The organism is Rhodococcus sp. AD45-ID, from assembly GCF_003023755.1.
Lineage (GTDB): Bacteria > Actinomycetota > Actinomycetes > Mycobacteriales > Mycobacteriaceae > Rhodococcus_F > Rhodococcus_F globerula.
The window spans coordinates 625,532-646,490 of the sequence record NZ_PYHL01000003.1; the positions used below are offsets into that span (position 1 = coordinate 625,532).

General features: G+C 61.3%; 23 protein-coding genes. 10 read left to right on the forward strand and 13 right to left on the reverse strand.

The features are described 5' to 3' along the window. Window positions 1-20: 20 nt before the first annotated feature. From C7T36_RS27000 to pcaH, 5 genes are read right to left on the reverse strand one after another with little or no spacing between them, the layout of a single operon-like run. Window positions 21-845, reverse strand: a complete 825-nt coding sequence (locus C7T36_RS27000; protein ID WP_045068945.1) for an IclR family transcriptional regulator C-terminal domain-containing protein — start codon at window positions 843-845, stop codon at window positions 21-23. Further along, window positions 842-2,023 (reverse strand): 3-oxoadipate enol-lactonase, encoded by a 1,182-nt coding sequence (gene pcaD / locus C7T36_RS27005; RefSeq protein WP_045068948.1) that lies wholly within the window; start codon window positions 2,021-2,023, stop codon window positions 842-844. Before pcaD ends, C7T36_RS27000 begins: the two co-directional genes overlap by 4 nt. Then, on the reverse strand, window positions 2,020-3,348 hold the full coding sequence (gene pcaB, locus C7T36_RS27010; protein WP_045068951.1) for a 3-carboxy-cis,cis-muconate cycloisomerase: 1,329 nt from the start codon (window positions 3,346-3,348) through the stop codon (window positions 2,020-2,022). The genes pcaD and pcaB overlap by 4 nt, the downstream gene beginning before the upstream one ends. Before the next feature lie 12 nt (window positions 3,349-3,360). Then, window positions 3,361-4,032 (reverse strand): protocatechuate 3,4-dioxygenase subunit alpha, encoded by a 672-nt coding sequence (pcaG, locus tag C7T36_RS27015; protein ID WP_045068953.1) that lies wholly within the window; start codon window positions 4,030-4,032, stop codon window positions 3,361-3,363. Beyond that, window positions 4,025-4,744: a protocatechuate 3,4-dioxygenase subunit beta gene (gene pcaH / locus C7T36_RS27020; RefSeq protein WP_045068955.1), complete on the reverse strand. Its 720-nt coding sequence runs from the start codon at window positions 4,742-4,744 to the stop codon at window positions 4,025-4,027. Before pcaH ends, pcaG begins: the two co-directional genes overlap by 8 nt. A 165-nt stretch (window positions 4,745-4,909) precedes the next feature. Here pcaH and C7T36_RS27025 point away from each other — a divergent pair, with 165 nt between their 5' ends. Continuing rightward, the gene (locus C7T36_RS27025) at window positions 4,910-5,656 is read left to right on the forward strand and encodes a CoA transferase subunit A (protein WP_033234061.1); all 747 of its coding nucleotides are present in this window, start codon (window positions 4,910-4,912) and stop codon (window positions 5,654-5,656) included. Beyond that, a complete protein-coding gene (locus C7T36_RS27030; RefSeq protein WP_033234062.1) occupies window positions 5,653-6,315 on the forward strand; it encodes a CoA transferase subunit B in 663 nt (220 codons plus the stop codon). Before C7T36_RS27025 ends, C7T36_RS27030 begins: the two co-directional genes overlap by 4 nt. A 4-nt stretch (window positions 6,316-6,319) precedes the next feature. On the opposite strand, the gene C7T36_RS27035 is transcribed toward C7T36_RS27030, so the two are convergent. The 4 genes from C7T36_RS27035 to C7T36_RS27050 all read right to left on the reverse strand — a co-directional run bounded on the left by C7T36_RS27035 (window position 6,320) and on the right by C7T36_RS27050 (window position 9,485). Next, a complete protein-coding gene (locus tag C7T36_RS27035) occupies window positions 6,320-6,952 on the reverse strand; it encodes an alpha-ketoglutarate-dependent dioxygenase AlkB (RefSeq protein WP_045068958.1) in 633 nt (210 codons plus the stop codon). Window positions 6,953-7,138: 186 nt separating this feature from the next. Further along, on the reverse strand, window positions 7,139-8,269 hold the full coding sequence (locus C7T36_RS27040) for a HoxN/HupN/NixA family nickel/cobalt transporter (protein ID WP_033234064.1): 1,131 nt from the start codon (window positions 8,267-8,269) through the stop codon (window positions 7,139-7,141). 153 nt (window positions 8,270-8,422) lie between these two features. Further along, window positions 8,423-8,752, reverse strand: coding sequence for a branched-chain amino acid transporter permease (locus C7T36_RS27045; protein WP_045068960.1), 330 nt, complete (start codon window positions 8,750-8,752; stop codon window positions 8,423-8,425). Next, window positions 8,745-9,485, reverse strand: coding sequence for an AzlC family ABC transporter permease (locus tag C7T36_RS27050; RefSeq protein WP_045068963.1), 741 nt, complete (start codon window positions 9,483-9,485; stop codon window positions 8,745-8,747). The genes C7T36_RS27045 and C7T36_RS27050 overlap by 8 nt, the downstream gene beginning before the upstream one ends. Window positions 9,486-9,561: 76 nt before the next feature. On the opposite strand from C7T36_RS27050, the gene C7T36_RS27055 reads away from it, so the two are divergent. Next, entirely contained in the window at window positions 9,562-10,002 is a 441-nt protein-coding gene (locus C7T36_RS27055; protein ID WP_033234066.1) for an Lrp/AsnC family transcriptional regulator, read from the forward strand. A gap of 34 nt (window positions 10,003-10,036) precedes the next feature. After that, window positions 10,037-10,462 carry a VOC family protein gene (locus C7T36_RS27060; RefSeq protein ID WP_033234067.1) on the forward strand — a complete coding sequence of 142 codons (426 nt, stop codon included), beginning with the start codon at window positions 10,037-10,039 and terminating at the stop codon, window positions 10,460-10,462. On the opposite strand, the gene C7T36_RS27065 is transcribed toward C7T36_RS27060, so the two are convergent. Beyond that, complete coding sequence (locus tag C7T36_RS27065; RefSeq protein ID WP_045068965.1) at window positions 10,459-11,469, reverse strand: AraC family transcriptional regulator; 1,011 nt, start codon at window positions 11,467-11,469, stop codon at window positions 10,459-10,461. The genes C7T36_RS27060 and C7T36_RS27065 overlap by 4 nt on opposite strands. Further along, complete coding sequence (locus tag C7T36_RS27070) at window positions 11,466-12,656, reverse strand: pyridoxal phosphate-dependent aminotransferase (protein ID WP_045068967.1); 1,191 nt, start codon at window positions 12,654-12,656, stop codon at window positions 11,466-11,468. Before C7T36_RS27070 ends, C7T36_RS27065 begins: the two co-directional genes overlap by 4 nt. Window positions 12,657-12,789: 133 nt before the next feature. On the opposite strand from C7T36_RS27070, the gene C7T36_RS27075 reads away from it, so the two are divergent. The 6 genes from C7T36_RS27075 to C7T36_RS27100 all read left to right on the forward strand — a co-directional run bounded on the left by C7T36_RS27075 (window position 12,790) and on the right by C7T36_RS27100 (window position 18,273). After that, window positions 12,790-13,368 (forward strand): carboxymuconolactone decarboxylase family protein, encoded by a 579-nt coding sequence (locus C7T36_RS27075; RefSeq protein WP_045068969.1) that lies wholly within the window; start codon window positions 12,790-12,792, stop codon window positions 13,366-13,368. A gap of 92 nt (window positions 13,369-13,460) precedes the next feature. Then, complete coding sequence (locus C7T36_RS27080) at window positions 13,461-13,874, forward strand: molybdopterin-binding protein (RefSeq protein ID WP_045068972.1); 414 nt, start codon at window positions 13,461-13,463, stop codon at window positions 13,872-13,874. After that, window positions 13,871-14,683, forward strand: a complete 813-nt coding sequence (gene modA, locus C7T36_RS27085) for a molybdate ABC transporter substrate-binding protein (RefSeq protein ID WP_045068974.1) — start codon at window positions 13,871-13,873, stop codon at window positions 14,681-14,683. Before C7T36_RS27080 ends, modA begins: the two co-directional genes overlap by 4 nt. Beyond that, on the forward strand, window positions 14,683-15,489 hold the full coding sequence (locus C7T36_RS27090; RefSeq protein WP_045068977.1) for an ABC transporter permease: 807 nt from the start codon (window positions 14,683-14,685) through the stop codon (window positions 15,487-15,489). Before modA ends, C7T36_RS27090 begins: the two co-directional genes overlap by 1 nt. Continuing rightward, window positions 15,486-16,559: a sulfate/molybdate ABC transporter ATP-binding protein gene (locus C7T36_RS27095; RefSeq protein ID WP_045068979.1), complete on the forward strand. Its 1,074-nt coding sequence runs from the start codon at window positions 15,486-15,488 to the stop codon at window positions 16,557-16,559. The genes C7T36_RS27090 and C7T36_RS27095 overlap by 4 nt, the downstream gene beginning before the upstream one ends. Window positions 16,560-16,593: 34 nt before the next feature. Next, on the forward strand, window positions 16,594-18,273 hold the full coding sequence (locus tag C7T36_RS27100) for an FUSC family protein (RefSeq protein ID WP_045068982.1): 1,680 nt from the start codon (window positions 16,594-16,596) through the stop codon (window positions 18,271-18,273). Window positions 18,274-18,291: 18 nt separating this feature from the next. Here C7T36_RS27100 and C7T36_RS27105 read toward each other — a convergent pair whose 3' ends face one another. After that, window positions 18,292-18,780: a DUF1269 domain-containing protein gene (locus C7T36_RS27105; protein ID WP_045068985.1), complete on the reverse strand. Its 489-nt coding sequence runs from the start codon at window positions 18,778-18,780 to the stop codon at window positions 18,292-18,294. Then, entirely contained in the window at window positions 18,777-20,069 is a 1,293-nt protein-coding gene (locus C7T36_RS27110; protein WP_084702974.1) for an AI-2E family transporter, read from the reverse strand. The genes C7T36_RS27105 and C7T36_RS27110 overlap by 4 nt, the downstream gene beginning before the upstream one ends. Between the last annotated feature and the right edge of the window lie 890 nt (window positions 20,070-20,959).

A 20,959-nucleotide genomic window follows, 5' to 3' on the forward strand; every position in this document is an offset into this window, starting at 1 on the left:
CTTCCTTGGAGTGGGCTCGATCAGCGCGTAGCAGCCGAGTGATTGTTCGAGGATTGAGTACGGCCGAGATCGGCGGAGATCGCGTCGGCGGTGGCTATCGCAGCCGGAACAAGTTCAGCGAGAACCGCTTCGGTGCTGTAGCGGGCAGCCTGGGTGGAAATATTCACCGCGGCAACCACGGCGCCGTTGGCATCGCGAATCGGTGCTGCGAGCGATCGCAACCCCTCTTCGAGCTCCTGATCGACCACTGAGAAACCGTCGGCGCGAATCTTGTCGAGTTCGGCCCGCAGTTCTTCGGGAGTCGAGATGGTCTTGCCCGTGAGACGTGTGAACGAGACTCGGGACAGGTACTGCTCGAGTGCATCGTCTGGCAGACCGGCGAGCAGCACTCGCCCCATGGACGTTGCGTACGCCGGAAAGCGAGTGCCGATGGTGATGGAAACCGTCATGATGCGGCTGACCGGTACGCGGGCGACGTACACGACGTCGTCGCCGTCGAGGATGGAGACCGAGGTGGATTCCCGGACCTTGGCGGACAGCGCCTCCAGATGCGGTCCCGCGAGCTCGGGCAGCGACAGGCTGGACAGGTAGCTGTACCCGAGTTCGAGAACGCGTGGAGTCAGCCAGAACACCGAACCATCCGTACGTACGTATTGGAGCTCCACCAGAGTGAGCAGAAACCGACGCGCTGTGGCACGCGTGAGATCGGTGGTCCGGGCGACTTCACTGAGCGTGCGCCGGGGGTGCTCGCCATCAAACGCCTTGATGACGGACAGTCCGCGGGCCAGCGACTGCACGTAGTCGGGTGACGGCCCCGGCGACTGGTCGCTGTTGGTTTCGCTCATGGTGTCGTGTTCTCCTCGGGCTTCGGCGTGAGGTCCGCGAGTGCCTGCTTACCCAGCGCAAAAGCCTGATTGCTGTTCGGCACACCCGCATAGACCGCGGTATGGAGAAATACTTCCACGAGTTGATCCGGATCCATTCCGCTGCGCAGTGCGGCGCGGATATGCATGTCTAGTTCGTGCTCGTTGCCGACTGCGGTGAGTATCGCGAGAGTCAGCAGCCTGCGTGTGTGGTGATCGAGTCCGGGACGCGACCAAACGTCGCCCCAGGCGGTGCGAGTGATGAAATCCTGGAACGGCGCGGTGAACTCGGTGGTGCCGGCGATGGACCGATCGACGTGGGCGTCACCGAGAACCTGGCGCCGGACGGTCATCCCGGCCGCGACCGCGGCGCTGCGTTGAGCAACCGCGGGTGTATGCGAGGAAATATGCGCCGCAAGGAGTTTGGTGACGCGTCCGGCCTGCTCGACATTGGCGAGGTGCGCTCCGGGATCGACGACGTGCATCACGGAGTCGGCAATACCGTCGGCAATCGCTGCCAGGGTGGCCGGGGGAGTCGACGGATCCTGCTCACCCGCGATGAGGAGGGTCGGAGCCACGATTCGGGCGAGGTCGCCGCGGCCGTCCCAGACGGAGAGTGCTTCGCAGCAGGCAGCGTATCCCTCGTCGGGTGTTGCCTCGACCATCGCCACATGCCGCGCGACAAGTTCCGGATCGCTTTCGGCAAGTCCGGGTGTGAACCAGCGGCCGACAACAGCTGCGGCAATGGACGCGATGCCGTCGGTGCGGACGGTCTGCGCTCGATCGATCCACGGCTGGGCCGGGGCAAACTGCGAGGACGTGCACAGCAATGTCAAGGTGTCGACGCGAGTGGGATGGTGCGCGGCGATCCACTGGCTGACTGCACCGCCGAGGGAGAGTCCGACCAGGTGAACCGACTCGAGTTCGAGCGAATCGATCAGTGCGATGACATCTCCGGCAAGGTCCGCGACGGTGTACGGGCCGGCGGGTACCGGGGACTTACCGTGACCACGATGATCGACGGCGATGACGCGGTAGCGGTTCGACAGCGCATGGATCTGCGGCGCCCACATGGAGAGATCGGATCCGAGCGAGCCGAGGAACACAACTGCGGGAGCGTCGGGATTGCCGGTCTGGTGAAAGTTGAGCGCGACGCTCATCGGGGTCCTCCTGTGGGGCGTGCGGCGAGGGCTCGGTCGACCAGGTCGGTGGCGTGGCCCAGATACTGTGCTGGATCAAGAAGTTCGGTAAGTTCGGCAGCGGTCAGGTGTTCCGTGATTGCCGGGTCGCGGTCCAAACGCGTGCCGGAAGCGGCTGCGGCGGTGACGATGTCACGAGCACGATCGGTATGCGCCGAGAGTGCCTTCGTGACCCGTTCGGCAAGAATCAAACCACCGGTGATGTCGAGGTTGCGTGCCATCGAATCGGTATGCACCTGCAAGCCGGCAAGACTGACGGACAGTTGATGTGCCGCTCCGCCGGTCAGACGCAGGAGATCTGTGACGGTTTCCCACTCCGCATGCCACGGACCGGCCGCCCGCGCGAACTCGTGATCCATGTTGGACAGCGCTGTGGCGACGAGTGCGGGAACACGCCGCGCCGCCGCACGGGCGGTAACGGCGGCAACCGGATTCTGCTTGTGCGGCATGGCGGATGAGCCGCCTGGAGTTTTCTCGGCAACTTCGGAAAGCTCCGTCGATGCCATGACTGTGATGTCTGTAGCCGGCTTGGACACGGCCCCAGCGACGATGCCGAGGGTGGTTGCCAGTTCGGCGATGGTCACGCGATCGGTATGCCACGGAACAAGCTGCCGAGCCAAGCCGAGTTCGTCGGCAAAAGCGTCGGCGAGTGCGAGACCGTTCGGATACGACGCGGCGAGTGTGCCTGCGGCACCGCCGAATTGAACGGGCAATGTCGACAGCACGGTCTCGAGTCGATTGGCAGCGGCGTCGAGTGCGGTGAACCAGCTTGTTGCCAGTAGCCCGAAGGTGGTCGGAAGTGCTTGTTGCCCCAGGGTTCTCGCCACCATCGGCGTCGAGCGATGGAGTCGGGCGAGGTGAGCTGCAGAGTCGGCAGCCCAGGTCAGATCTGCGAGTACAACAGAGCCTGCGCGGCGCGTCAGCAGCATGAGTGCGGAATCCATGATGTCCTGGCTGGTGGCGCCCGGGTGAACAACATTGCCAGGTATACCGTCCTGAGCAACACGTTCACGCAGAATCTTCACGAGCGGGATCACCGGATTACCACCCGAGGCAGAGGCGCGACCCAGTGCGACGATGTCGAGCCCACCGGGTTTGGACAGCTCTGCGGCAGCAGCCGCCACAGCGGCGCACTGGTTACCGTCGGCCAACCCGATCGTGGCCGCCGCACAGCTCAGTGCGGCTTCCACGTCGAGCAACGCGGTCACCCACGCCTGGTCTGACAGATGCTCGGATACCAGGGTGGCACCGAACACCGGATCGAACAGTGCGCCGCGAGTGGACATGTGTACTCCTCTTTACAGCTCGAAGAAGGGCGTCTCGACGCCGTCGGCGTTGTCGTCCTGAACATAGACCGTCCAGGAGTACCCACCGTCGACCTTTGTTGCAACCAACTTGGCGCGTTCGGTTTCGGTCAGCGAACTCAGCACCGGATCGGTCGCGTGCGCGTCTGCGTCTTCCGGGAAGTACAACCGAGTGACCAGGCGATCGAGCATGCCGCGGGCAAAAATCGAGACGTTGACGTGGGGAGCTTCGTCAACCTCGGTTTCGGTGGGCAGCGCGCCGGGCTTGACGGTGTGGACCAGGGCAGTTCCGGTGGGATCGGCTGCGCTGCGGGCGAACCCACGGAAGCCTGCCGGGGTGAGCTCGACTGCGCCGCGGGGATCGTCGGGATGGTTGAAGCGCCCGAGCGTATCTGCCTGCCACGTCTCGATCATCGCGTCAGCCACTGGTGTGCGGTTGCCGTCGATCACTGTGATGGCGAGCGTGATTCGGCCAGGAGCGTCGGAAGGGGCCGCGTCGGGTCCGTCCGTCCAGGGGAGGCCGATATGCCAGTACGGGCCGACAGTCTGCGACGGCGTGACTCCGAAAGGTGCCGTGGTGAAATCGCCGGGGACGACAGGGTATGTCGGGGCGAGCGAAGCGACGGGGAATGTGGCTGGTGCAGGCTTCGCAGTTTTGTCAGTCATCGTGGTCTTCCTCGTTCTCGAATACGGAAGCGTTACGTCCGCGCAGGACGATGTCGAAGCGGAACCCGAGAGCCCAGTTGGGTGCTGTGGCGGTGTAGTCGAAGACGCTGACCATGCGATGACGCGCTTCTTCAGGTACGGCGTTGTAGATCGGGTCCTGGAAGAACAACGGGTCGTCGGGGAAGTACATCTGCGTCACCAGGCGCTGCGTGAATGCCGTACCGAAGAGCGAGAAGTGAATGTGGGCCGGGCGCCACGCGTTGTCGTGGTTCATCCACGGGTAGGCGCCTGGCTTGATGGTGGTGAACGAATAGTGGCCGTCGGCGTCCGTCACACAACGGCCGAGACCGTTGAAGAACGGATCGAGTGGAGCCGGCCAGTTGTCACCCGTGTGGCGGTAGCGTCCGCCGGCGTTGGCCTGCCACACCTCCAGAAGGGTGTGGGGGACTGGCTTGCCGTCACCGTCGAGGACACGGCCGTGAACCACGATGCGCTGCCCTTGTGCTTCGCCTCCGTTGGCGATGGTCAGATCGTTTTCACCAGCGCTGACGCGGTCCTCACCGAAAACCGGCCCGGTCAATTCCGTGAGGCGCTGCGGGAGCAGCTTCAGCGGTTGCTTGGGGTGGCGGAGGGAGGTGGTCTTGTAGTCCGCGAAATCAGCCGGGGCGTTGACGCCGGTCGGCCGCTGGTACCTCGGCGGTAAATGCAGCATGGGGAACCTCGTCGTTCGATTACGTGTTCGCAATGTGTACAGGTGATGCGCTCTGCGAACAGACTAGTTCGTTGTTGTGACCCAGGCAATGCCGGGGGCGAGAAATGTTCGTGATCCGCACAGGGGTTCACAATACGTACGGCGCGCGCTACTGTGATCGACATGATGGACAAAGTCATTCCCACTGCAGCCGAGGCCGTCGCGGACGTGCCGGACGGCGTCACGATCGCTGTCGGAGGATTCGGGCTCGTCGGAGTGCCCGAGATCCTCATCAACGCTCTGCTCGAGCAAGGCGCAACGTCACTCGAGACCGTGAGTAACAACTGCGGCACTGATGGATTCGGCCTCGGGGTGCTCCTCGAGAAGGGGCGGATTCGCCGGACCGTCAGCTCGTACGTGGGCTCCAACAAGGAGTTCGCTCGCCAGTATCTCGCCGGTGAACTGGAAGTGGAGCTCACTCCGCAGGGCACCCTCGCTGAGCGCATGCGCGCCGGTGGCGCAGGTATCCCCGCGTTCTTCACGCCCGCTGGTGTCGGCACCCAGGTCGCCGACGGCGGCTTGCCGCTCCGCTACGACGGAAGCGGCGGCATCGCAGTTGCTAGCCCGCCCAAGGAAACTCGTGACTTCGACGGCGTCACCTATGTGATGGAACGAGGTATCGTCGCCGACTACGCCCTGGTTCACGCCTGGAAAGGTGACCGGCACGGCAATCTCGTCTACCGAGCAAGCACTCAGAACTTCAACCCGGCCGCGGCAACATCCGGTCGGATCACCATCGCTCAGGTGGAACACCTCGTGGAACCCGGCGAACTCGACCCCGCCGAGATCCACACACCAGGCATCCATGTCCAGCGAGTTGTCCACGTCGGCCCCGTGACGGTCGGCATCGAGAATCGGACGGTACGAGCATGACACTGACAAACGAGGCGGGCCAAGCTCCCACCAAACTCACCCGTGAAGAGATGGCTGCGCGGGTCGCTCGCGAACTCGAAGACGGCCAGTACGTGAACCTCGGCATCGGCATGCCGACGCTGGTTCCGAACTATCTGCCCACCGACATCACCGTTGTATTGCATTCGGAGAACGGCGTTTTGGGTGTCGGGCCGTATCCGACCGAGGATGAACTCGATCCCGAACTGATCAATGCCGGTAAGGAAACCATCACGGTGCTGCCAGGCGCGTCGTTCTTCGACTCGTCCGCGTCGTTCGGCATGATTCGCGGTGGCCAGGTGGACGTTGCTGTCCTCGGGGCCATGCAGGTCAGCGCCACCGGTGATCTCGCGAACTGGATGATTCCCGGTCACATGGTCAAGGGAATGGGCGGCGCGATGGACCTGGTCCACGGCGCCAAGCGCGTCATCGTGATGATGGAGCACGTGTCGAAGAAGGGTGAGCACAAGATTGTCGAAGAATGCTCCCTTCCACTCACGGGCAAGGGTTGTGTGCAGCGGATCATCACCGACATGGCGGTCATCGACGTGACCGCCGACGGTCTTCGCCTGGTCGAAACGGCGCCGGGAGTGAGCGTCGACGACGTTGTTGCCGCCACCGGAGCAAAACTGCTCGTCTGACGGTTCAGCGGACTCCGCGAGTGCGGAACTGCACGCTGATCCGCGGGCCGAGGGCGCGAGCGCTCTTGGGTACAGCGTGCTCCCACGTCCGTTGGCACGAACCTCCCATGACCAGCAGGTCGCCGTGCCCGAGGTTGAAGCGGATGGACTCACCGCCGCCGCGGGGACGAAGAAGTAGCGGGCGGGCAGCACCGAGCGACAGGATGGCTACCATCGTGTCCTCGGTGCGGCTTCGCCCGGTGTCGTCGCCGTGCCACGCGACGCTGTCGCTGCCGTCGCGGTAGAAGCACAGGCCGGACGTGGTGAACGGTTCGCCCAGTTCGCTGCGATAGTGGCTGCTCAGAGCGTCCTTCGCCTCGGTGAGCAGGGGATCCGGTAGTGGCTCGTTCTCGTTGTAGAAACACACCAGTCGCGGAACGTCGACCACGCGGTCGTACATCTGCCGCCGTTCGGCACGCCAGGGCACCGATCGTTCGAGGGTATCGAACACGGCCTCCGATCCAGTGAGCCAAGCCGGCCTGTGGTCGACCCACGCGCCCGCGGTGAGTGTCCGTCGTTGCAGGGTGTTGTCGAGGTCAGCCAAGGAAACACCCAGGTCGACATTGTCGAACAGTGACGGTTGCATGGCGCTGGACATGAAGATCAGACTACACCCAAAGCTAGAACATATGTTCGAATTCTCGAATGACGTGTGGCCATCAAATTAGGCGGCCCACCTCCCGGCGAGTGACAGCCGGGCGGCAGGCCTGTTGCGGCTGACCCCTCGCTCCGAAATCTCCGCCGCAATCGGTCAATACCCCGGAAGGCTGCTCGCGAAACACGCCTACGTCGCTTCTTGCCCCGCCGCCGCGGCAGATTGCGCCTGCCACCGCTCTTCGACGCGTCCCAGCTTCCATACGGCAATCGCAACAAGCCAGGTGATCGCAAACAGCCCCACGATGATGAAGCCCATCGCGCCCCAGTCCAGGCTGCCGATCGTGCCCAGGATTCCGGTGTGAATCTCGAGCTTCTCGGTGAAGATCGAGATGATCTCCTGCACTCCGATGATGAGGGCGACGGCAACAGACAAGCCGGTAATCACCATGTTGTAGTAGATCTTTCGGACCGGCTGCGCAAACGCCCAACCGTAGGCAAAATTCATGAACGAACCGTCGATGGAGTCGAAGAGGCACATCCCGGCGCAGAACAGAATCGGCAGAACGAGAATCGAATACCATGGTAATCCCGTCACAGCTGCGCCGCCGGCGATGACGAGCAAGCCGACCTCGGTTACGGTGTCGAACCCCAGGCCGAACAGTAATCCGACTGGATACATGTGCCATGGCTTGCGGACCGTTTTCATGACCGGCCCCAGAATCTTGTTCAACGCGCCGCGGCTGTCGAGTTCCTTCTCGAGTTGTTCTTCGTCGAACGTTCCGGCCTTGTATTTTGTATAGACCCGGTGAATTCCGATGAGGGACACAAGGTTCAGGAGGCCGATCAGGATCAGGAATGTGCCCGAGACAGTGGTTCCGAACAATCCGGCCCATTTCCCCAGGTCGGAATTCTCGTCAGAGAGGGTGGACGCTAGCCGTCGTACGCCCAGCGCGAGCAGTGCAACCATGACAAATACGATGGTCGAATGGCCGAGTGAGAACCAAAACCCCACGGACATGGGCTTTTTGCCATCGGCAACAAGCTTGCGTGTTGTGTTGTCGATGGCGGCGATGTGGTCGGCGTCGAAGGCATGTCGCATTCCGAGCGTGTAGGCGGTGACGCCCAGTCCGACGCCGAACGCGCTGCCCTCGACGGTGTAGTGCCCGGGAACGACCAGGCCGAGCAGCACTGCCCAGCCGACGACGTTGAGCGTGACGACCGTGGCCGTCATTCCGATGATGCTGCGTCGCTGGGAGCGGTCCAGGCTCGTCCACGCTGCGACGAGTTTGTTTCCGGTCGAGTGTGTATCCGTCGTCATCGAACGTCACCGATTTCGTGTGGAGGGTCGGCGGGCCTGACACGGAAAAATGTCATAGATAAATCGTATAAGTGTTCAACTGTTCAGATAAGGGCGTTCTTGTTACAGATTGCCCATCAGGGAGTAAAGGTGCTTTGCTGCCTGATGGGAAAGTCAGGCGAAGATCGTGTTCATCAATGCGACATACATCGCGGTCCCGACGACGATGCTCAGCACTGCGTTCTTTCGCCACAGATGGATTGCGGCGGTGGCCGAGACGGCGATCAGTTCGGGTAATCCGTGTGAGGGCCCGGTGACGGAGACGTTCTTCAGTGAGTACATCACCAGGATCAGCATCACTCCCGCCGGCATGTAGATGCCGAGGTACGCGACGAGGGCCGACGAGCGCAGTGGCTTCAGGACGGCAAAGGGTATGGCGCGCAACGCAAAAGTGACGACGGCCATGATGGCAACGGCGCTGAAGATGTACGTGGTGTCAGGCATCTACTGCTGCTTTTCGGGAGGTGGCGAAGTATCGGATGATCAGGAAGGTGACAAACCCGCCCATGGCGATCGGTAGGACATGTTCGGGTGCGATGAGGCGGGCCACCAGTGCGCAGGTGACCGCTGCCGCTGGGACGGTGTAGCCGCTTTGAGCTCGCATCGATTCGATCGACAGGACGACGAACAGGGCTGTGAGCGCAAAGTCCATTCCGACGATCGAATCGGGAATCCATTGTCCCGCAGTAGCTCCGAGAATTGCTCCGCCAACCCAGTAGCCGTGCAGGAACAGTTGCGAGAAGACGATGACCCGGCCGGAGAGGGCTTTGGGATCGGTTGTCACCGACATGGCATACGCCTCGTCGGTGAGAGCGAACATGCTGTAGAAGCGTGCAAACGGATTCTGCACCTTGTTCAGTGGGAAGCTCAGCGCATAAAAGACGTGCCGAAAGTTGACCAGCAACGCGGTGAGTGCGACGTAAGGCAGGGGAGTCATCGCGGCGACCATGCCGACGGCAATGAACTCGAGCGATCCGGCATAGATCAACGAAGTGAAAACCAGTGCCCACCAAGGGTTCAGGCCTTGCTGCACAACAAGCACCCCGAGGGCGATGCCGAGTGGCAGGAGTCCGATGCCGACCGGCAATGACAATGCAAAGGCGCGTCGCCACGCCGGGCTCTGGCGCGCGGCATCGACGGCAGTTGCATCCGCTGATGTTGAAGATTCGATCACCACAGAAATGTAGTACAAAGTCCGCGGTTGACGATTGCCCAGAATGCGCGGAATTCAGACTTTGCGCAATAATATCCGCATGGATGCCATGGATGACGCAATTTTATTCCACCTCCGTCAGGACTCCAGTCTGACCAACACCGAATTGGCTGATCTGGTGGGGCTGACGCCGTCGCCGTGCCTGCGCCGGGTCAAGAAACTCGAGGCCGACGGAGTCATCACCGGTTACCGGGCAATCGTCAGCCCCGAGGCGCTCGACCGCGGATTTCAGGTGATCGTGACCGCCGAGATCGGCGTCAACGACCAGGCGACCATCGAGGACTTCGAATCACGCGTCGCGGCTTTCGACGAAGTGATCGAATGTCGACGGCTCTTCGGGATCCCCGATTACTTCATTCGCGTCGCGGTGAAGGATCTCGCGACATACGAACAATTCATGGCCACCAAACTCAGTGGCCTCCCCGCTGTGTCACGGGTGACCTCGCTCATCACGATGAAAACCATCAAGAGTGTGGACTGAGATTTTTGTCGGTAGGTGGCGTTAACGTCGGAACATGGGATACGAATTTCAAGTCACCGTGGACTCCGCGCAACCACATGAACAGGCAAAATGGTGGGCGGCCGCACTCGGCTGGGCTGTCGAGCCGAGCGATGAGGATTTCATCAGAGGTCTCGTCGCAGCTGGGCACGCGCAAGAATCCGACACAACCACTTTTGAAGGCGTGCTCGTCTGGAGGGAAGGTGCAGCCATCAGCGACCCGGAACATCCGGAGCGTCCGCGAGTTCTGTTTCAGCTGGTACCCGAGAAGAAAACGGTGAAAAACCGACTTCACCTGGATATCAGAGTGGGAGACAACCGTGAGGACGTAGCCGCTCATCTCGAGGCGGTCGGCGCGACGATACTTCACCGAGGTCAGCAAGGCCCGAGCGTGTGGATCACGATGTCCGACCCGGAGGGCAACGAATTCTGTGTCAGTTAGCGGTACGAGCTGGGAGTATCTCCGGTCCAGCGTTTGAACGCGCGGCGGAACGCGCTGGGCTCGGAGAACCCGAGGCGAGCCGACAGGACGTCTACCGACTCGCCCCGGCCAAGGCCGGCGATCGCGACGTCGCGGAGCACCTCTTCGCGTAGCTGATTCAGTGACGTGCCCTCGCGGCGAAGCAACCGTCGCAAGTGCGGCACGCTGATCGAGAGCATTTCGGCAATCTCTTCCGCTGTCGAGGTGCGCCCCTTCACGCCTAACTCCACAACTCGGCGTACCTGGGCTGACGCGGTGCTGTCGTAATCGCGCTCGGACATCAGCTGGATAGGCGACGCGCGCAAGTACTCCTCGAGGGATTCCTCGGTCTGGATGATCGGCGCTCGCATCGCAGAATTGTCGAAATCCAAAGCGGCGCAGGGCGCATCGAACGTAACCGGGACGCCGAAGATGTAGTCGTAGTCTTGGGCCAACCGCGCATCCGGCGCCGAGTACGGGAACTCGACGGCCCGAAGCCGGACCCGCTTGCCGATCAACCACGCGGCAAATCGGTGTAGGAGGATCAGCATGAAGTCCGTTGTCACGCGTGCCGCGATATCGGGTTCGGAGATTCCTTCCCGCGGGTGACCCGAGAAACTGATGCGTGTGCTCTCCTCGCCCGCTTCAATCGTCAATGGGGCCAAACTCGGCAGTGCACGGATCACATCTGCCATCCGAGCGAAAGCGCTACCGAGGTCGGGGCAGTGAATCAACGTCAGGCAGATCAGCCGAAAGGTGCCGCGGGGGACAGGGGCGCGCCCGAGACCGAACAATTCGTCGTTCGTGATCTGCCAGGTGGTTTGGATGAAGGTAGTCACCTGTGTGGGGGTGAGCCGGGCACGTGGGTCCGCGAGCGTGGTGAGATCGATTCCCGCTGCCCGCAAGGCACCCGACAAGTCCACATTGTTGTCCGGCGAGAACATGAGATAACGCTGAATAAATGCAGTGGGGATGGTGCGAGCATTCATGGGTGAGCGGCTCCCCGGAGCAGATGGAGGCGTCTCGCTGCTTCGGCAAGTACGTGGTCCTGTTTGCAGAATGCAAACCGCACCAAGTGCTTCCAGCTGTCACGGTTGTCGGCGAATACGTCGACGGGGACGGCTGCGACTCCGATGCGTTCCGGCAACGCGCGGCAGAAATCTCCCGCGTCGGATTCGCCCAGTGGCCGGATGTCCGCAAGCAGAAAGTAGGTGCCACCGCCCGAATGCACGTGGAGTCCCGCGTCGGTCAACGCGTCGGCAAGCACATCTCGCTTGGACTGCAGACTCGATCGCAGATCCGCGACCCACGCTTGCTCATTGGTCAGGGCGTACGCAACAGCCGGCTGGAACGGCGCGCCGGCAACGAAGGACATGAACTGTTTGGCCGCGCGCACGCCGTCGATGAGCTCGCGCGGGCCGATCGCCCAGCCGGTCTTCCAGCCGGTGACATTGAAAGTTTTTGCGGCGCTGGACACTGTGACGGTGCGTTCACGCATTCCGGGCAGCGACGCCATCGGTGTATGCGTGAGGCCGTCGAACACCAAGTGCTCGTAGACTTCGTCGCTCAGCACGATCAGGTCGCGTTCGCACGCAATTTCTGCAAGTGCGCGCAATTCGTCATCGGTGAACACCGTCCCGGTGGGGTTGTGTGGACTGTTGACCACCAGCATCTTCGTCTTGGGGGTAATCGCTGCCTTGACTGCATCGATGTCGACAACAAATTTGTCACCCGACGCGACCAACGGGACGGTACGACGGATCGCGCCGGCCAGAGCGACGGAAGCCGCGTACGAGTCGTAGTACGGCTCGATAAGTACTACTTCCTCACCGGGTTCGACCAAACCCAGAATTGCAGCGCTGATCGCTTCGGTGGCTCCGACGGTCACCAGTACTTCGGAATCAGGATCGAATTCCAAGCCGTACCGTGCTATCCGGTCGGCGGCAACGGCCTGGCGTAGAACTGGCATACCCGGGCCCGGCGGATACTGGTTGACTCCGTCGGCGATGGCTTGGCGCGCGACGTCGAGCATCGCGGCGGGTCCGTCGGTGTCGGGAAATCCTTGGCCGAGATTGACGGCGTTGTGAAGAGTTGCCAGTGCCGTCATCTCCGCGAAGATCGTGGACGCAAAAGGCTGCAGGCGCGAAACGGTGCGATTGCGGGGCGTCGAAGGCATCTTTGCAGCTTAGTCGGCGGCAGATGCATCTTCACATTGCTGTCAAGGCTCGGTTCAGCACGTTTAGAACCCCGCGTTCGTTCCACTCTGTAAGTGGCACCGATTGTGGTGCCGCAGACTTACGGAGGTTGTCATGCCCCGCATACCCGCAGTGGCGCCCGGTGACGGCGGACCACTGATCAAAGTGGCGTACAAGTTCGCCGCCCGGCAGTTCGACGAGGTCCCTGAACCGTTTGCCGTGCTCGCGAACCACAAGAAGCTGTTTCTGGCGGCCGCCGGGCATGAAATGGCAGTGCAGAAAGCGTCCAAAGTTCTGCCGGTGAGTGTCCGGGAGTTGGCGGTCTACCGAGTCGCCTCTGCCGTGGGCTGTTCGTGGTGCGTCGACTTCGGCACGATGCTCGCGCGTCTGGACGGCCTTGACGTCGAGCGTTTGAAAGCGATTGAGCATTATCGAGACTCGCCGCTCTACAGCGAGGATGAGCGAGCAGCCATCGCGTACGCGGACGCGATGACAGGCGACCCACACGGTGAGCACGGAGTGACAGACGAACAGGTTGCCGACCTCGAGCGTCGGTTCGGTAGGGCAGGCGTGGTGGAGCTGACCTATCAGATCGGGCTGGAGAACATGCGCTCGCGAATGTATTCAGCGTTGGGAATCACGGAACAGGGATTCGGTACCGACTCCTGCCGAGTTCCGTGGTCTCAGGAGTAGAACTCCGCAAGAGCGGATGAATTGATCTATTTTTAACGCACTTGCGGACATTTTGTCTTGTTTAGGGCTGCTGCGAGCCCTACGATCATCAGGTGCCCAACATACGAATACGCGAAGCGGCCGGGCTACTGGGTGTCAGTGACGACACCGTGCGTCGGTGGATCGACAGCGGGCAGCTGAGCGCGGCAACAGACGAGTCGGGTCGCAAGGTGATCGACGGCGCCGAACTGGCTGCGTTTGCGCGATCCAACGCGGCTCCCGCTCCCGTAGACCCGCTGAGTACCGGGACGTCGGCCCGCAACCGGTTTGCCGGCCTCGTGACAAAGGTTGTCACCGACACGGTGATGGCGCAGGTTGAAATGCAGTGCGGTCCGTTCACCGTGGTCTCGCTGATGAGCACCGACGCCGTTCGTGAATTGGGATTGGAAGTCGGCAGCATCGCGGTTGCCGTAGTCAAAGCCACAACCGTGATCGTGGAAACCCCGTCAACGTTGAAAACGCAGTGAGGAAATCAGTGAAAAAAGCGCTCGGAATAGTTGCCTCAGGTGTTCTCTCGCTTGCTCTGGTGAGCGGTTGCAGTAGCTCGGACAGCTCGTCACCCTCGACGTCGACGGCGGCTGCCAGTACTTCGGCAACCGTGACCGGCGACATCACCGTTTTTGCGGCGGCATCGCTGAAGAACACATTTACCGAACTCGGCAAGGAATTCGAGTCCGAAAACCCCGGAACTACAGTTACTTTCAGTTTCGCTGGTTCGTCGGATCTGGTTGCGCAGATTATCCAGGGCGCTCCCGCGGACGTGTTTGCGTCGGCTGATGCGGCAAACGTGAAGAAGGCCACCGACGCTGGAGTTGTTGCAGGTACGCCCTCCGACTTTGCGAGCAATACTCTCACGATCGTGGTGCCGCCAGGTAACCCGAAGGGAATCACCTCGTTCGCCGATTTGGCCAAGGAGGGAACACAATTGGTGATCTGTGCTCCCCAGGTTCCCTGCGGGGCTGCCACAAAGAAGGTCGAAGAAGCGAGCGGTGAAAGCCTGAAGCCGGTCAGTGAGGAGTCCTCGGTAACCGACGTGCTGAACAAAGTCACCTCAAGTCAGGCAGATGCCGGCATCGTGTACGTAACAGACGCGAAGTCGGCGGGCGACAAGGTCGAGACCATCGCCTTCCCTGAGGCCGCTTCCGTTGTCAACCTGTACCAGGTTGCAGCACTGAAGGATTCGAAGAACCTTGCCACCGCCACCAAGTTCGTTGATCTCGTGAGTGGCCCGAAGGGTCTGGCTGTGCTGACGAATGCAGGATTTGCCGCTCCGTGATGCGAATCAGACCGGCAGTCCGTGCTCCGCTCGGGCTGCCGGTATGGATTTATCTCCCTGCCGTGATCGGCGGGGCCTTCGTGATAGTTCCGTTGCTCGCGATGCTGCAGACGGTGCAATGGTCGCAGTTCTGGCAACTCGTGACCTCGGAGTCGTCGATAGCGGCTTTGAAGCTGAGTCTGAAGACCGCGGCGATGAGCACAGTGCTCTGCATTCTCTTCGGGGTACCGATGGCTGTGGTGCTGGCGCGCAGCAGTTTCCGTGGACTGTCGGTACTGCGGTCACTGATCTTGCTGCCGCTGGTCCTGCCTCCGGTCGTGGGCGGAATCGCGCTGCTCTACACGTTCGGCCGTAAAGGGCTGATCGGGGAGCAGTTGGAAGTGCTCGGAATTCAGATCGCATTCTCCACGACCGCCGTTGTTCTGGCACAAACGTTTGTCGCACTGCCGTTTCTGGTGGTCAGTCTCGAAGGGGCACTGCGGACGGCAGGCACTCGTTACGAGGCCGTGGCATCAACGCTCGGAGCCAGGCCGACCACGGTGCTACGACGCGTCACTCTGCCTCTGGTGATTCCCGGCCTGGTTTCGGGAGCCGTACTCGCCTTTGCGCGCGCGTTGGGGGAGTTCGGTGCGACGCTGACCTTTGCCGGCAGCCTACAAGGAGTCACCCGCACCTTGCCGCTGGAGATCTACCTGCAACGTGAGAGCGATCCCGATGCTGCCGTGGCACTTTCGCTGGTTCTGGTTGTTGTTGCCGTGGTCATCGTCGTCGCCGTCCGTGGGCGCGGATCGGCAGGATCACTGTGAGCGGCTTGCACGTGGATGTCGAAATCCCCGAACGCGACGTGATCGCCTCGTTCGACGTTGCCGCCGGTGAGGTGACAGCGATACTCGGTCCGAACGGCGCCGGAAAATCGACGGTGCTGGCTGCTGTTGCGGGACTGCATCATCCGAATCGTGGGCGAATCGAACTCAATGGACGGGTGCTGACCGATACCGCTGCCGGAGTCTGCGTGTCTCCGCATAAACGTGGGACGGTCCTGCTCGCTCAGGACGCACTGCTCTTTCCTCATCTCAGTGCCATGGACAACGTCGCGTTTGCACCGCGCAGTGCCGGGCGGTCTCGTCGTGAATCCGCGCAGGCGGCCCGCCACTGGCTCGGCGCCGTCGACGCCGGCGAGTTGGCGGATCGGAAACCGTCGCAGCTGTCCGGGGGACAGGCACAACGTGTTGCAGTGGCGCGAGCACTGGCGGCTGAGCCTGAACTACTGCTCCTCGACGAACCGATGTCAGCACTCGACGTATCGTCGGCCCCGGCGCTGCGTTCCTTGCTGCGACGAGTGCTGCGAACCGGTAACCGCACAGCCGTTCTGGTGACTCATGATGCGCTTGATGCCTTGGCGCTCGCGGATAGCGTCGTGGTTATGGATGGTGGACGCGTCGTCGAACGTGGAGATGTCCGGACGGTTCTGACGCGTCCTCGTAGTACGTTTGCCGCCAGGATTGCCGGAATCAATCTGCGTAGTGGCGTCATGATCGAGGACTGCGCGATCCGAACTCCTGGTGGTACCGCCATCGCCGGCCTTGCCGAAGTGGCTGTGCCAGTTGGTAGCCCAGCAGTTTCGATGTTCGAACCCAGTGCTGTGTCGGTGTATCTCCATCCGCCGCACGGAAGCCCTCGCAACGCGTTCGACGTCACTGTTGCCGAGATCGAGAATCGAGGCTCGACGGTTCGGGTACGCGCCGAGGACGACGAGGGACAGCCGGGACTTTCGGCCGACATCACGACAGCAGCGGCGGCCGAGCTCGATCTCGTTCCGGGCGCGACGGTGACCTTCGTTGTCAAAGCGACAGAGACGCTGATCTACGCTCAGTAACGTCTCACATGTTATTCGGCTCGAAGGATGGGTAGTGAACCCCGAAGACGCACCACCAGGGGAGCCTGCCGTTGTTCCCGCACCACGGCCTGCGCGGAGTGTGTTGTTCGGATTGCCGCCGGTGGGAAACCGATTTCCAGGAGCCGTTCGGGTGGCGCTCGCCCTCGCGATTCCGGCGACAGTCGCGACGCTTCTCGGATACGGCTCTGCGTCACTTCTCGTCGGGCTGGGAGCCTTCGCCTCGATTTACGGTGAAGGCCGGCCATACCGGAGCCGGTGGAAAGTCGTCGGCATTGCCGCGTTGGCCTTGACGGTTCTCTCCTTCATCGGCGCATCGGTGGGCGAACCGATCCACCGGGCTATTTCCGAAGGCGCCCCCGAGGCTCTCCTGATACTCGTCATTCTGGTCATGGCAGTCGTGGTGTCGACCTGTGCGTTCACCGTTGACGCGTTGCGATTGGGGCCACCAGGAGCGTTCTTCCTCTTGTTGACGACAGAGATCAGTTCGGTGATCGCCAACCCGGGACAACCGCCGACAGAGGTTGCTCTGTGGACGGCCGTAGGCGGAGCGAGCGCACTACTCGTATCCATGACGGGGATACTGTGGGCGCCGAGAGCGGTGGAACACGCTGCCGTCGACGCGGCCGTGTCGGCCGTCGACGAATACGTGGCGGCGACAGATCAAGCGAACCGTCACGCTGCCGCGCTGCGACTTCAGGATGCATGGCAATGCCTGTACCGCGGAAAGATTGTCGGTACCGATCATCCGCTCACTCGTGAGCTGGAGCGCGCGCAGATGCGGATGGCGCGAGCACTGGCCGACGATCACGACCCGGAGTTGATGGCGGACGCAGCTTTCGACATCGACGAGGTAGGTGTGTATCCGCCTTTGCCCGACCCGACGATCCGGTACAGATTTCTGCGGGCCTGCAATCCGTCCAGTCGAGCGACGATCACTGCAATCCGGCTACTTCTGGCCTGCATCGCAGCGGGAAGCCTGACGGTTCTTCTCGGAATTGACCGACCGGATTGGGCAGTGATCGCAGCCGCGATGGTTCTCCACCAGGGGCCGGATCGAATTCTGGGAACCTATCGGGGGATTCACCGGATCGGCGGGACCGTTCTCGGGTTACTGGTGCTCGGCGGGGTGTATCTGTGGAGCCCGACCGGCCTTGCCATGGTGGCGGTACTTGCTGTGCTGCAGTTGGGAATCGAGCTGTTCCTGGTGCGCAATTACGGAGTCGCCGTCATCTTCATCACGCCGATGGCGATCCTTCTGGGTGCCGCCGGTGGCGCACACGGCACCGTGCAGCATCTGGTCCTGAGTCGAATGATCGAAACAGCAGTCGGCGTTGTGGTCGCACTGATCGTGCTGTGGACTGTGGGCCGCCGTGCTCATCGCCGAACTTTGGAGTGGGTCGACGGGCGCATGGCGCGACTGCTCGGCGTGCTGCTCACCGACATTCGGGTGGCACAGCGTGCGCCGAGTGCAGAATTGTGTCGCGATCTGGAGTTCGAACTTCGCGGCGCCGCCATGGCAGGAATCGATGCAGCGCACAACGAACCGGACTGGGCGACACTGAAGTGGGCAGCGCACACCGAGTTGCATCACCTTGGATCCGATGTGCTGCACCGGTTGTCGTTCGGCACCACGGTGTCGCGCTCGCACCTCGAGAATTGGGAACGACGCTACGCGGCGTGCCGATCGAGCTGACCGAATCCACTGTTAGCACTACTCGGCGAACACGTTCCGTAGCTGCTGTTCCTGCTCGTGGCTGAGGTTCGTCGACACCAGTTCACCGGACTGACCGTCGAATGCCTCATGTACCCGGTCGATGATGGCGTCTGAAGTCAGTACGAACAGTGCCGAAGTTCCGGGGGTGACGTTCTTGCGGACACCGGCTATGAATTCGTCGTCGATTCCCACATCTGTCAAAGAACCGGCGAGCGCGCCGATCCCGGCCCCGAGCGCAGCTCCGAGTAGCGGGATGAAGAAGAGCAACCCGAATAGCAGTCCCCAGAATGCGCCTCCGAGTGCGCCGGCACCGGTGACGTTGTTGAGCTGGCGAGTCTTGGGCTTATTTGCCCCTTCGGGCCACGACACAAGCGCTGCGTCGCGAATCTTGATGAGTTCCTGTCTCTGAAGGTCTTCGAGTGTGGTGATCGCGGTATCCGCGCCCGAGGGCGTCGGGAACTTCCACACCGTCAAGGTTGCACTCATTCATTTACTCCTTTACCTGCCGAGATTTTCCCCGAAGTTGACGGTAGAGATGGGGTTCCGGTGAGCGGTGTCCTGCGTTTCGATACCGATCCATCCTCGATTTCGACTCTCCCGAACACATCACCCGGCACGGATGATCCGGTGCCCAGTGAGGAATCAGGATCGCAGCGGCACACTCCAGTACCTGGCTCGGTTTCCGATGCGACTGTTGTACTGGTGGGGTCAGATTCGTTCAGCAGAACGTCGGCCCAGCGGGTCGAGGGGTCGATGTCGACCAGGAACGCTTTGGCCATCAATGTCAACGGGATTGCGAGAATTGCGCCCAGTGGGCCGAGGACCCATGACCAGAAGACCAGCGACAGGAATGTCAACGTGACCGAGAGTCCGACTGCGTCGCCGACGAATTTGGGTTGGATCACCGATTGGATGATCACGTTCACCACACTGTAGAGAACGATGACCGTCAGCATCGGACCGACACCGCCGTCGAGGAGGGCAAGTAGCGCGGGTGGGACGAGGCCGAGGACAAATCCGATGTTCGGGATGTAGTTCGTGATGAAGGAGAGCACGCCCCACAGGATGGGGAGTGGTATCCCGAGCGCCCACAGAAGCCCAGTATCGAGTACGGCGACAATAGCGCCGAAAACTGTTGATACGACAAGATATTTTCGTGTTCCCGACGAGAACGACATGAACGCTCCGGCGATGTCCGGGCGCGATCTCACGAGCACCTGCATCCGCTGCGAGTAACCGCTGCCGTCGATCGCCATGAACAGTAGCAACACGACAAGGAACACAAGATTCGACAGCAGTCCGAGCGTATCTTCCAAAAGCCCTGTCAGCACACGGGTGATAGTTCCCGAATCTACCGAGGACAGCATGTTGTGAATCTGATCCGACCCGATCCCCAGATTGCCGAGCCGGCTTTTGGCGTCCGTGAGAAGTTGATCGAACTGCTCCTCGTAGGCAGGGAGCAGTGTCCCCAATCTCGCGACGGAATAGATGAGAAAGAAGACCAGAGTGTTGAGAATGGTGTACACCGCAACCAGAGCAGTAAGGGTCGCAAGCCATCGGGGTAATCCCTTCCGCTGCAGCCAATCAGGTACGGGATGAACGGCGACGGTCAGCATCAGGGCCAGAAAGACCGGCCCGAGGATACTGGAGAATGCTTTTGTACCTGCGACAGTGACAACCAGTCCGGTCAGCCCGAGCAACACGATGAGGCCGCGCGGCAACAACCACTGTGATGGGACTGGCGCACCTTCGGCCGATTCGAGTTCTTGCGTCATGGTCTCCTCCGAACGAATCGCGATGGTGTCCGGAAAAGAATTGCACCGGAGGTTGTTTGCTGTCATCACCCGGAATAGATGAGCGCTCATCCTTTCGGGGTGATGCCAGAAGACCGGATACTTCCGATACTGATCGCACGACGATGTTGCGCAGAAGGAGACATCATGACAAGTGCAGAGACATCTCCAGCCAACCACGCTGTCCGGCAAGGCTTTGCAATCGTTACTACGGCGGCAACTTCACTTTTGTTCGTTGCGGCCATCGGCGAAGCGATCTAGAACGATCTCGGCATTTTCGGGTGGAAACCGTGAGCGAAGAATCCTCGAACACCGAAGACTTTGACGATGATTCAGACTTTGACGATGATTCAGCGGAACGTAGGTACGAACTAGGCGAACCAGCACTTATCCTCGACGGCCGAGTATTTTACTCGGTAATCTTTGTTGCCGCCCTGGCAACACTTGCGGCTGTCGGAATGCTCGGTGGATTCAGTGTTTGAGAATGATGCAGCCCGATAGCTACTTGCAGTGCCGATCGAGCTGACCGAACAGCGGACTACATGTCCCGTTTCGGTGGTCTTCACACATTAAAATCCGGTGTGAATAAATCGTTGACCCACGTAGGGGGCGCCGACATATGGTGTCGGCACTGCCTACAAAGGTACTGCCTTCGACGGTATTACCAGCCAAGGTACTGCCTTCCACGTTTGGAGTCCCACGTGTTCTCGTCCTGTCGCTGTTGTCGCTGAACCGACAACCACCCGCATCTGCCTCCGCAGAGCACATCGTACGACGCTGCGTGAACTTCACCCGTCGAGCGCTCTCTGCAGGACATGACGTTTCGGTATAGCCGAGGGCCGATGTAGCCGATCACGGCACAAATCATCTTC